Annotated in this window: 12 protein-coding genes; all 12 read right to left on the reverse strand. The window is 39.0% G+C overall.

The window, feature by feature from the left end; all coding sequences use genetic code 11:
- Window positions 1-177: 177 nt before the first annotated feature.
- Entirely contained in the window at window positions 178-1467 is a 1290-nt protein-coding gene (hemL, locus tag AOB46_RS20715) for a glutamate-1-semialdehyde 2,1-aminomutase (RefSeq protein WP_062702997.1), read from the reverse strand.
- Between the two features lie 54 nt (window positions 1468-1521).
- Window positions 1522-2580 (reverse strand): glucosaminidase domain-containing protein, encoded by a 1059-nt coding sequence (locus AOB46_RS20720; protein WP_062702998.1) that lies wholly within the window; start codon window positions 2578-2580, stop codon window positions 1522-1524.
- 14 nt (window positions 2581-2594) lie between these two features.
- Complete coding sequence (locus AOB46_RS20725; RefSeq protein ID WP_062702999.1) at window positions 2595-3503, reverse strand: 1-aminocyclopropane-1-carboxylate deaminase/D-cysteine desulfhydrase; 909 nt, start codon at window positions 3501-3503, stop codon at window positions 2595-2597.
- Between the two features lie 117 nt (window positions 3504-3620).
- Entirely contained in the window at window positions 3621-4391 is a 771-nt protein-coding gene (locus tag AOB46_RS20730) for an alpha/beta fold hydrolase (protein WP_062703085.1), read from the reverse strand.
- 174 nt (window positions 4392-4565) lie between these two features.
- The gene (locus AOB46_RS20735; RefSeq protein WP_062703088.1) at window positions 4566-5510 is read right to left on the reverse strand and encodes an NAD(P)H-dependent flavin oxidoreductase; all 945 of its coding nucleotides are present in this window, start codon (window positions 5508-5510) and stop codon (window positions 4566-4568) included.
- Between the two features lie 138 nt (window positions 5511-5648).
- Window positions 5649-7016 carry a peptidylprolyl isomerase gene (locus AOB46_RS20740; RefSeq protein ID WP_062703001.1) on the reverse strand — a complete coding sequence of 456 codons (1368 nt, stop codon included), beginning with the start codon at window positions 7014-7016 and terminating at the stop codon, window positions 5649-5651.
- An 87-nt stretch (window positions 7017-7103) separates the two neighbouring features.
- Window positions 7104-8027, reverse strand: a complete 924-nt coding sequence (locus AOB46_RS20745) for a PfkB family carbohydrate kinase (protein WP_062703090.1) — start codon at window positions 8025-8027, stop codon at window positions 7104-7106.
- A 28-nt stretch (window positions 8028-8055) separates the two neighbouring features.
- A complete protein-coding gene (gene gldD, locus AOB46_RS20750) occupies window positions 8056-8613 on the reverse strand; it encodes a gliding motility lipoprotein GldD (RefSeq protein ID WP_062703003.1) in 558 nt (185 codons plus the stop codon).
- A gap of 44 nt (window positions 8614-8657) precedes the next feature.
- Entirely contained in the window at window positions 8658-9692 is a 1035-nt protein-coding gene (locus AOB46_RS20755) for an A/G-specific adenine glycosylase (protein ID WP_062703092.1), read from the reverse strand.
- Between the two features lie 256 nt (window positions 9693-9948).
- On the reverse strand, window positions 9949-10416 hold the full coding sequence (locus AOB46_RS20760; protein ID WP_241489250.1) for a hypothetical protein: 468 nt from the start codon (window positions 10414-10416) through the stop codon (window positions 9949-9951).
- 67 nt (window positions 10417-10483) lie between these two features.
- Window positions 10484-11848, reverse strand: coding sequence for a DUF5458 family protein (locus tag AOB46_RS20765; protein ID WP_062703007.1), 1365 nt, complete (start codon window positions 11846-11848; stop codon window positions 10484-10486).
- A 17-nt stretch (window positions 11849-11865) separates the two neighbouring features.
- A complete protein-coding gene (locus AOB46_RS20770; RefSeq protein WP_062703009.1) occupies window positions 11866-12312 on the reverse strand; it encodes a type VI secretion system contractile sheath small subunit in 447 nt (148 codons plus the stop codon).
- Window positions 12313-12406 lie beyond the last annotated feature (94 nt).

The following is a 12406-nucleotide window of genomic DNA, read 5'->3' on the forward strand; positions in this document are numbered from 1 at the left end:
TTATGCTTTAGATAAAAATAAGGTTTCTGTGGTACAGATCTTTTTTCAGTGATAAGTAACTGATGTATACTTATAAAGCATTTTGTAATTAAAAATTTTCATCTGCCATGAATACACAACTGCTTTCATTCAGAATTGGCGGCAAAAAATAAGACCGGGTTTAATCCGGTCTTATTTTTATTGATTAGAATATTCAAACTTTCGTACTGCTTCCAGTGTCCTATCAATTTCTTTTTCTTTGATAGCGTCACTAATGAAATAGGTTTCATAACCGCTTGGCGGAAGGTAAATTCCGTTTTGCAGCATCTGATGGAAGAAATTATTAAACAATGAATGGTTGGCTTCCTGAGCTTCATCAAAATTAGAAACCCTGTTGGTATGGAAGAATACAGACATCATAGATCCTTTTCTGTTGATTTTATGAGCAATTCCTTTTTCATTCAGAATTTTACCGATCTCAATGCTTAATGTTTCTGTTGTTTTATCCAGCCTGTTGAAGAATTCCGGATCGTTTTTAATCAGCTGAAGTGTTTTCAATCCTGCTCTCATCGCCAAAGGATTTCCACTTAGCGTTCCGGCCTGATATACTCCTCCTTTTGGAGCAAGGTGATCCATAATTTCATTTCTTCCGGCGAAAGCTCCAACCGGAAGTCCTCCACCAATCACTTTTCCGTAGGTTACAAGATCTGCTTTTACATTAAACAGTTCCTGAGCTCCTCCGAAAGCTAGCCTGAAACCGGTCATTACTTCGTCAAAGATCAGTAAAGCTCCGTTTTCATCGCAGATTTTTCTCAGGTTTTGCAGAAAATTATTTTCAGGCAGTACACATCCCATATTTCCGGCTACCGGCTCAATAATGATGGCAGCAATTTCTCCCGGATTATGGCGGAACAGATCCTGAACCTGCTCTATGTCGTTATAACGGGCTAAAAGGGTATCCTTTGCCGTACCTTCTGTTACTCCCGGCGAATTTGGGTTCCCGAAAGTAGCCGCACCGCTTCCCGCTTTAATCAGGAATGAATCTGAGTGTCCGTGATAGCAGCCTTCAAATTTAATAATCTTATCTCTTTTGGTAAAGCCTCTTGCCAGCCTCACTGCACTCATACAGGCTTCAGTACCGGACGAAACCATTCTGATCTGATCGATATTCGGAACGTTTTCTACAATAAATTTTGCAATTTCGGTTTCAAGTTCTGTAGGAGCTCCAAAAGAAAATCCTTTTTCGGCCTGCAGCTTCAGCTCTTCCAGTACCTCAGGATGCGTGTGCCCTAAAATAGCGGGTCCCCATGAATTGATGTAATCGATATAAGTATTATCATCTGCATCTGTCAGGTAAGCCCCTTTCGCAGACTTCATAAAAACAGGAACTCCCCCTACTGATTTGAATGCACGTACCGGAGAGTTTACTCCACCCGGAATGTATTGATAAGCTTCATCAAATAAAGCTGAACTTCTTTGGTATTTCATATATTGGTTGCTGGTTGGCAGTCGTCTGTTGATCCCGAAAACTACCAACAAAGATTAATTTCTTGGTTTTTTGTCTATTAAGTAGATCAGCTGTCCCGCAGAAGGCTGCTGTCCTTCATCCATACGGTTTTTAGCATAGAGCTTATTCAGCTTGATTCCGAATTTCTGGGCGATATCATGCATATCTTCGCCGGATTCGGCTTTATAGGTTGCTGTGTTTCCTGCAGAATTTTTGGATTCAAGGAAGATAATGTCATTTTTCTTTAAGACATCACTGTCCAGATCATTCCATTTCATCAGTCTGCTTTCGCTTACTTTAAATTTATTGGCAATGAATTTCACATTGGTATCTTCAGGAATAACGATGTATTTAAGACCTTCATTCGGGTGGCTTTTAATAATGATAGAGTTCAGGATTTCTGCTTTTGTTTTAATCCTTTCCACTCTTTTCTGCTGCTGGGCATATGAGGTCTGTTTATAAGGAACTTCTACTGTAACAGGATCTTTAACTTTCTTTACTGCTTTTGACGGTTCCAGCTGCGCCATGAAAGTTCTGTCGTCCTTCAGATCCGGATACATTTTAAGAACCGCATACAATACTTCACTTGTAGTGGTATTGTCGTATTCGTAAAGCTTATATTTTTCAATTTTGCCGATAAGGATGGAAGCATAGCGTGGATTGGTGGCATATCCTGCTTTTTTAAGACCGTGTGCCCATGCTCTGTAATCTTTCATATCCAGTTTGAAAAGATTCGCATAGTATTTTCTTGTTGATAAGAATATGGAATGGTCTTCATAAGATTGTCTCGGATCGTCATACACGCGGAAACATTCGTTAGGAGCATCATCTGTATGCTTCATGGTTTTACCCGTCCAATCTTCCTTACATTTTATTCCGAAGTGATTTTTGCCTTCCTGAGCTAGTCTGCTCTGTCCGCCCCCGGTCTCTAAAAGCCCCTGAGCCAGGGTAATAGAAGCCGGAATTTTATATTTTTCCATTTCCTCTACCGCGTATTTGGCAAATCTCTGGATATACTGATCTTCGGTGGCCCAGCCCTGAGCCGAGAATTTTGATAAAACTAAAAGGCTTATTAGCAAGAGAAGTCTTTTCATGTTTTTCAATTTACTTATATAATTAAATTTCTGTTCTGTTTTTCTAAAAGCAGATTAGCCCCTTCAATTCCCTGCAGCCCGCCTGTGTGAAAGCACAAAATTCTGCTGTGTTCAGGAAAATATCCTTCATCAATAAGTTCGAAAACTTTCTGCATCATCTTTCCTGTGTAAACCGGTTCCAACGGAATTCCATATTTTTCTTTGAAGTCATTGATAAAACGGATATTCTCGTCTTTTATTTTACCATAACCTCCAAAGCATGAATCTATTAGATCATAATTCTTTCTTGAAGTTAATTCAACTATTTTATTTTCCAATGAATCATCATCAACTACCTTAAATCCTGTAACTTTCTGATTTTCTTCACAAAATTTCGAGATTCCTGCAATGGTTCCTCCGGTTCCTACCGCGGTGCAAAGATAATCAAAATCTTTTGTTTGGTTGTTCAGCATCATTTTTACGCCTTCCACTGCTTCTTCATTCGTTCCTCCTTCCGGTACCACAAGCGCTTCCGGAAATTCAAGCTGAAGAAATTCGGTTAATTTTTCTTTATGCCTGTATTCTTCGCGGGTTACAAATTTCAAATTCATTCCGTTTCTTCTGGCAAAAAGCAGTGTGGGATTATCTCTCCATTTATCCCTGAGCTCCTCGCCTCTTATCACTCCTAATGTTGGAATACCAGCAGCATTGCCGGTTGCAGCCACCGCAGCGATATGATTGGAAAATGCACCGCCAAAAGTAATGATGTATGGCTTTTCAGGATTTTTATCGAGATACCTGTTGATATTATAGAACAGTTTCCAGTATTTGTTCCCCGAAATATAGGGATGAATTAGATCTTCCCTTTTAATGAAGAGCTTTATATTGTTATCAACAGATATTTCCTGAATAGGAACGGGTTCTGACGGGACTGTTAACCGCATCTTTTTTCTCGACTTTTAAGATTTATACAAAATTAATAAAAGATTTATGAAATGTAGGGATTGGGGAATCTATTGGCATGAATAATAGATTAGGGATTTGTGGCTGAATATCGGTGCCTATAATTCTTTAATAAACTCCACGGTCTTTTTCAAAACCAATTCCGGGGTTTCTTTGTGCGGGGTGTGTCCTATTCCGGGAATGATATATTTTTCTGCCGGTCCGCTCACCTGGGCTACTGTTTTTTCAACCTGGTCCAGAGTTCCGTATTCATCAGCTTCGCCCTGTATGAATAGTAACGGGCATTGGATGCTTTTTAGAAGATATTCGATATTCCAGTTTCTGTAGTCTTCTCTCGTCCATGTTTCGGTCCATGCTCTGAAAAGCATTTCTACTTTATCACCGTGGTATTTTTTGAGGCGCTCCGGAAGGTTGGTTGTTTTATAAGCCTCCCAGGCATCATAGACACCATTTAAGGTAATTTTTTCTACAAAAATATGACCTGCCTCACAGACTACAGCCTTTGTTTTTTCAGGATATTTTGCTGCGGCAATCAGAGCAATTGTTCCTCCATCGCTGTGTCCGAATAAAATGGCATTACTAATGTTAAGCTTTGTCAGTAATTCATTCAGAACATCAGCTTCCAGCTCCATATAATTAACAGCTCTTTCATGGGTAAGCATCGGGCCTGATTTTCCATAGCCAGATCTGTCATACACCATAAAATTACATTCAGCGGCTTGTGACAGCTGAGCAGGAAGATCTCTCCAAAGCTGTACACAACCTAAAGAATCATGGAGAAAAACAATAAAAGGCCTGTCTTCAAAACGATGATTGTATTCTATATAAATTTCAGTTCCGTTAATGTCTATCAGCTTGCTATGGGTCATGATTTTTACTGCAGTTTGTTTAACTCCGTTTATCACTTTTGTAAAACGTCCGGGCAAATGTATTAATTAATGAAACTAATCTCCCTATCAAAACAAGTAAAAGCCCTTAAAAGAAGTTTAATACCCCCGAGAATCATGCTCAGGGGCAGTATGTTTTAGCAGCCTCAATCTTATTTACAAGGATGGTGTTTTTGCCTCTTCAAATTCTTTCAGCAGATTACTGAAGACTTTGTCTACCGGGAGAATATCATGAATTAATGCTGAAACCTGCCCGATTTCCAGTTCTCCGTCCTCCATATCTCCTTCAAACATTCCGCGCTTTGCCCTGGCTCTTCCCAAAGATGCTGTTAAGGCTTCTTTATTTCTTCCGGATTGGTAAATCTCTTCCAATTCGTTGAAGAATTTATTTTTCACCATTCTTACGGGAGCCAGTTCTTTTAAAGTAAGATGGGTATCTCCTTCGTTCAGCTCTGTAATTTTCTTTTTCCAGTTTTCATGGGCACTTGCTTCTACGGTTGCAGCGAAACGGGAACCGATCTGAACACCATCTGCACCTAAAATCATAGCTGCTTTCATCTGTGAGCCTAAGGCTATTCCTCCGGCCGCAATCAATGGTTTTGAGATATGCTGCTTTACATTGGGGATCAGGCAGAAAGTGGTGGTCTCATCTCTTCCGTTATGTCCACCGGCTTCAAAACCTTCTGCAACAACGGCATCTACGCCTGCTTCTTCGCATTTTACAGCAAATTTGGTTGAGGATACCACATGGGCAACAGTAAGACCTTCTTTCTGAAGGGTTTCTGTATATGTTTTAGGATTTCCGGCAGAAGTAAAAACTATTTTTACGTCTTCTTCCAGAATAATCTGAATAATCTCTTCCAGATTAGGATACAACATGGGAACATTCACTCCGAACGGCTTGTCTGTAGCCATTTTACATTTTTGAATGTTTTCTCTCAGGATATCGGGATACATGCTTCCCGCTCCAATTAATCCAAGCCCTCCGCAGTTGGAAACTGCCGAAGCCAGCCTCCATCCGGAGTGCCAGATCATTCCGGCCTGAATGACTGGATATTGTATATTAAAAAGCTGTGTAATTCTATTTTGCTCTGTTTGCATCTGATGAATTTTTTTTGCTGAATTAAAGTCTATAAAATTGCTCATGCGTAAAAATACTAAAAACAAAGTGTTTCCGGGAAATAAGTATATAATTTTCGAGCATAAAAAAACCTCCAGAAAGTTCTGAAGGTTTATGTTTTATTTTTTGATTGATTCTTTCTTCCAGTTGGCTTTGAAATTACAGTTATCATAGCGGCCGTCTATCGACATAAAGATTGTAGGAAGCTTAGAATTAACGAACTTCTCAACCATCTCATTCTTTTTCTTGTTGAGCGCCATCTGCTTGATTCTGTTGTAATCTGTTTCCAGCGTTATCTGGTGGGCAGGAATTACATCTTCAATTTTGATGATTTTCACCAGTTTTCTTCTGTTTTCCTCTTCTTCAAAAGCGGGAGTAATATCTCCTTTATTTAACCCTGCCAATTCATAGCTGATTGTTCCGGGAATACTTTCTCTTTCAATTTTATCGGAACCATCCGCTCCTGGAATAACCCCTGCATTGAATTTGGTTCTTTTGTCATCTGAAAATTTAAATGCGGCATCCTTAAAGGTCATTTTCCCATCCTGAATCAGGCCTCTGATACTGTCAAGCTTAGCTTTGGCAGTCTTGATCTCGTCATCAGTAGGAGTCGCTTTTAAAAGAATGTGACGTGCATCATATACCTTACCTGATTTTTTCAGTAGCTGAATAATATGATATCCGAATTCAGATTCAATAGGTTCTGAAATTTCATTTTCCTGAAGATTCAGTGCGGCAGCTTCAAATGGTTTTACCATCTGTCCTTTGTAGATGTTTTTATACAGACCTCCGTTGGCAGCAGATCCTTCATCTTCGGAATAAATTCTAGCCTGACTTTCAAAAGTTTCACCTCCCAGGATATCCTGTTTGATTTTCTTAAGCCGTTTGATAAGATCATCTTTATGTGCTTCAGTCAGCTTAGGATACATTACAATCTGAGCCAGAGAAATTTCATCTTTTACTTCAGGAAGCTGCATTTTATACAGATTGTAGAAATCTGTTACTTCATTAGGAGTAACGTCTGCCTTTTCTGTAACACGCTGGTATTTTGCCTGCCCGTAATACTGGTCTGTATCAATCTTCTCGATCGCATTTTTCATTTCATATGCGTTTCTGAACTTATAGGCAGCCAGCATTGTTTTTTCATCCGGAAACTGGGAAAGAAGCTGACGGTATTTTGCATTTGCCTGCTCTTTAATAGCAGCAGACCGGTTTTCAATTAGTGTATCTTTTTTTGCTTCGTATACCAAAAGCTTATTGCTGATGAGATTTTCCAGGAACTCACATTTATCTGTATTGGAAGCTCCCTGCTGTTTTGCGTAGTGCATCTGCTCGTTTACATCAGATTCCAAAACAATTTCATCCCCGATTACAGCTGCAATACCATCCACTAATTCTCCTGGTTTTAGCTGGGCATTCATCATGTTTGAAGAGAATATCATCATGAAAATCCCAAGGAGAAAAGTGATTTTTAGTTTATTTGTCATTTTACTATTTTAAACAAGTTGCAAATTTAGAATTCTTAATGAATTACACTAAATTTTTTATTATAAATATTTCTTAAAAAGACTTATTTATTGCAGTTCAACATCAAATGTCGTTAATTCTTTGAATTGTCTCAATCTGCTGAACATATCAGATTCTTTTACTTCCTGAATTCTTTCTGTTCCGAATTTTTCAACAGTGAAAGAAGCCATGGCAGAACCTACGATTAATGCAGATTTCATGGTATCAAAATCAAATTTTCCTTTTTTAGCAAGATAAGCGGCAAACCCTCCTGCGAAAGTATCTCCGGCTCCGGTTGGATCGAAAACCTCTTCCAGCGGAAGTGCAGGAATAGCAAATACTTTGTTGTCGTGGAAAAGAAGTGCTCCGTGTTCTCCTTTTTTGATAATGACATACTGAGGTCCCATTTCATGAATCTTTTTGGCTGCTTTTACTAAGGAATATTCTCCTGAAAGCTGTCTTGCTTCTTCATCATTGATGGTGATTACGTCTGTTTTAGCAATCATATCCATAAGAACATCCCATGCTGTATCCATCCAGAAATTCATAGTATCCAGGATGACAAGTTTAGGACGTTCGTTCATTTTTTCCAATACGGAAAGCTGAACGCCGGGGTGCAGGTTTCCAAGCAGCAAGATCTCTGCATCCTGCATCGAATCTGGAATTTTCGGATCAAAGTTTTCCAAAACATTCACTTCTGTAGCTAAGGTATCTCTTGTATTCAGATCATTGTGGTATTTTCCGGCCCAGAAGAAAGTTTTCCCTTCTTTTACGATCTCAATTCCTTCGATGTTTACATCTCTTCCGGAGAACATATCAAGATGCTCCTGTGGAAAATCTCCTCCTACTACAGAAACAATACCAGATTTAACGCCTAAAATAGATGAAGTAATGCTAATGTATGTGGCAGCACCTCCTAAAATTTTATCTGTTTTACCAAATGGCGTTTCGATTGCATCAAATGCAACACTTCCTACAACTAAAAGTTTCATATATTTTTCAATGTATTTTAAAAGTAATTTATTTTTTCCATTCAAAAGTATCCAGCAGGTGCTTCATATCATTTTTGATATAGTTCACTGCCGGAGCCAGAGAATCCGGCTTTGGTCTTGTATTAAAGTATAGATAAGCAGTCACAAAGTGTTTTGTGCTGTCTGTAATGTAAAACTGAAGATTGGAAGCACTCTGCCCTTTCAGTTCATAGAAGTTTCCATATACCTTTTTTTCCGGGTATTCAAAAGATTTGGTTTCTATGGAACTGGCTTTCACGGTATGTTCGTACACCATTTTTTCTGCTTCTTTTATATGATCTGCAAAATCATTTTGTATCGGGTAATAGGTTACGAATACCTTAGCCTGCATTTGCGGATAATTCAGATAATACCAGCATGGTTTTTTGGCGGGCGCCATTGATGCGAAGTCTGAATACTCAAAAGTATACGCGCAGCTGCTTTCAAATTTCTGATATTTCGGTGCAGGGTATTCCAGACGAAGTTCTCCGTAAGGTTTCGGAACCGAATCTTTCCCACATGAAACGACAAGCAGTGTCATGAAAATAAAAATGACGTTTTTAATCATTTTGCAAAAGTACAAATTAGATTTCAGATTTGAGAAGACAAATTTCAGTCTTTCAGTGAGTTTTGGATGTAGCTTTCCAAGGGCTTCGGAAAAGACCTTTCATGAAAGGCCTCAAAGTCTGTAACAATATACTGGTTCTGCTCTGTAAAGCTGTTCCAGACAGCTTCAGAAGTTACTTCCACATCGGTAATTTCAATTGTCAGGTTCTTGTGAGACAGCTTGTGGAAAACTGTTTTTGTATTTCTGATGAAAGGTTCCAGTTCTGCAGGGAGCTCTGGTAAAAACTCAAATAATTTCTTCCAGATAAAATCGTCTTTTCTCTGCTGAATTAAAAACCGCCCGTTTCTGTGTACAAAATAATATTGTAAAGCAAAGTCTTCTGCTTTTACTTTTTTGGTCTTCACCGGAAAATCAGAAACTTTCTGTAAGGAAAATGCGAGGCAGTCTTCATGAACAGGACATTCTCCGCAAAGAGGTTTTTTGGGTTTACAGACTTCTGAACCGATATCCATCATGGCCTGATTAAAGTCACCGGCACTTTCAGGCATCACAAGAAAAGCCAGTTCAGAAAAGTAACTGAAAGCTTTTGAATTGGAAATATCAAAATCATCTGCAAAGATACGGCTCAACACTCTGTAAAAGTTGCCGTCAACAGCGGGCATTCTTCCTCCAAAACAAATGCTTGAAATAGCTGCAGCCGTATATTTCCCGACTCCCTTCAGTTTTAAAATTTCTTCATACTGTTCGGGAAAAGTCCCCTGATAATCATTCATAATCTGCTGAGCTGCCTTATGAATATTAATTGCCCTGGAATAATACCCCAGGCCTTTCCAGTATAACAGAACCTCATCTTCTTCAGCTTCTGCCAAAGTTTTTACATCCGGAAATCTTTTAATAAAATTATTATAATGGCCCAACCCCTGACTGATCCTCGTCTGCTGAAAAACAATTTCGCAGATCCAGATTTTGTAAGGGTCTTTCGTCTGCCTGAACGGCAGGTCTCTTGCATTCTTCCTGTACCAGTTTAAAAGCTTGTTTCCAATATGGAGAAAGCCTGAATTTGTATGATCTTTTTCCAAAAACCTCAGTCTGTTTAAATAATTGAAGGAATGCTTACCCTGATGACAGCTTTGATACATTCCCATTCTGCAAAGATAAACTTATTTTAATTTATAAAAGCCTGAGGATGGAACCGGAAGACGGAGGTCATAAACATCATCAATATAATAAGTGTCGATCTGTTTTTATCTTTTTTATGGTATTTTGATTTTACAATGGCTTTTAATACCTATAGCTTCCAGCTTCCAGCCTCCTTCTTCCATCTTCAGCTATTGATTATTCATCTTTTTTAATGGAATATACCGGAGCCGCCTTCAGCCACTGATAATTAAGATTTCGGTCTTCCCTGATAAGATTGTACCCTTCGAGCCTCTTCAGATAGAGGTACATGGAATCATTTTTAAGTTTAAGCCTCTGGTGGGATAAAAACATGAAAGGATAGTTCATAACAGAGTCTCTTACTGTTTTCAGGATCTTTCCGGATCTTACCTGATAAAGGAAAAACGGCTTTCCTCTTCCTGATGAGCTGTCTACGAGTTTTACGGAGGAACTTCCGATAACCAGCTCGCTGGCATCAAAACATTCGTCTTCATTCATAATGTAGGCCTTCCCTTCCTGGCGTTCGTTTTTAAAATAGTCTATTTTATAATGATCAGGACTTTGGTATTTCTTTTCACAGCCTGTCAGCACAAGCATTACAGCTACCGGAAGTGCAGATATTTTAAGGGTTATATTAATTTTCATGTGATTTGGCAGTAAAAAACCGATGTAAAAAATGCATCGGTTTTTATTATTAAAAGTTGAGTTATAATTATTCCTGAGTATACTGTGCATCCCATTCGTTACCATCATCTCCTTTGTGTCCGTCTAATTTAATAACGAAGCTTTTTGTAGGGAAATAAGGGGTCATACGGATGTCAAGCCATACTCTGTCTTTGTTTACTCTGTCCTGTTCAAAACGAACGATCTTAAATTTCTCAATCAGTTTATCCGGGCCTTTGATGTTATCCAGGAATGTTACAATCTGTCTTCTCAGATCATCCTCATTCTTGGCATTCCAGTTTTCAAAAGCTCTTCTGTTCAGGAAGTCAAGCAACACTTTGGTTACATAGTCGAATACACGAACTACGGAATAGGTCTGAAGACCGATATTGTCTCCTGTGAATAATGTTTTCGCAGAGAAAGCCATGATCTTTCCATATTCATTAACCATTGGTACAAGACCCATTTTTTCCAACTGGGAAATCTCACTTTTCTTCAATTCGAATTTTACGGCATCCACCTCGTTGATGTTACCATGCTTTTTACCGGCTGCTACCTGGGACATCAGTGTTTTGTGGATTTTTCCGGCCAATGAAGTGGAAGGCGGAAGTTCTACGTTTTCTTCTTCTCCTACTTCTTCAGCTTTTCCTCTTCCCACTAACCAGTTACAGGTCATGATCACGTTACTTCTGTGAAGTTCACCGCCCGTAAGGTTGGCAGAGTGGAATAAGTCTACCACATCGTCCGGCTTATCAAGGTTCGCGAAATCGGTAACCATCATTACTTTGTTCTCGTTACAGATCTTAGCCCATTTCTCAACGACTTTGTTAGATCCCAGATATCCCGGAATCGCAAGAAGTGAATAGTTATCTCTAAGGTCTAAACGGTCATAGTAATTTTTGAATTCTTCAGCAATAGCATCGATGAATAAAGGATTATCCAGATCTGACACCTGCTCAAGGCTTGCATTTACGATGCTTACATTGTCTACTTTATCCAGTTCTGTATTTTTATAGAACTGAGCTACTGTTCTGTAGTTGGTTTCCAGCATACGAACTGCATCCAGTGTATTTTTCAGATTGGTTTTTAAATTCTGATCTGCGGCCTGTGCTTTTGTTTTACATGTATCGGCCATTTTATCTGCAGATTCGTTTCCTTCCAACAGACTAACCCACAGGTTAATTTTCTGAAGAAGTTCTTTTCTTTCATCTGCTTTATTGGAGTCATTCAGGAAGATTTCTTTTCTTGCCTTTCTTGTTGGGTTCATATTGGCGATACCGTCTACAACGGATTCAACAAAGCCAAAACCTCCCATTTTATTAAGCTCTGCAAGCGGGTTGCCCTTCGGCTGCCCGGAGTGCTGCTGCTGTTGTCCCTGCTGCTGGCTTTCTTGTGCCTGTAATTTGCTATCCATGATTTGATTTAATGTAATTATTTTTCAAGTTCTTGTGCCACTTCTTTCAATACTTCAATAAACGCAGCTCTTGTCTGATCGTTTTCCAGCATATTACGCAGGATCTTATTGGTTTTCAGCTGACGTACGATTTTATTGTACTGCTCCTGCTCCATGCTGAGCTGCTGTAAATAATCTGATTTTTGCGTAAGACTTTTGGGTGTGAAATCCCCAAGATTCTGAAAACGGAATTCCTCTTCCACTACGCCTCCGTCTTCTGTTTCATGCTGTACCGCTACAGAAGGCTGAAAATGTCTGAAGACATCTTCCACAGTTTTTAATCCTGTTACAATTTCAGGGGTATACGATTCTTCTGTTGTAAGCTGGCTTACTATCAGTGACTTGTTTTCCTGTATTTCCTGGATAGCTTCATTAGCGTCTACTTTTACCTCGTTTCCGCCAACACCATAATTAAACATTGCCATATTATTATTATTTTGAGATTTCTGATTTTGATTAGGACCTGTCTAAGAGTAATTTAGTGATATATCCAATAAATTACTAATCCAAAGTTTAAAT

Origin of the sequence: Chryseobacterium indologenes (assembly GCF_001295265.1) — a bacterium.
GTDB lineage: Bacteria > Bacteroidota > Bacteroidia > Flavobacteriales > Weeksellaceae > Chryseobacterium > Chryseobacterium indologenes_A.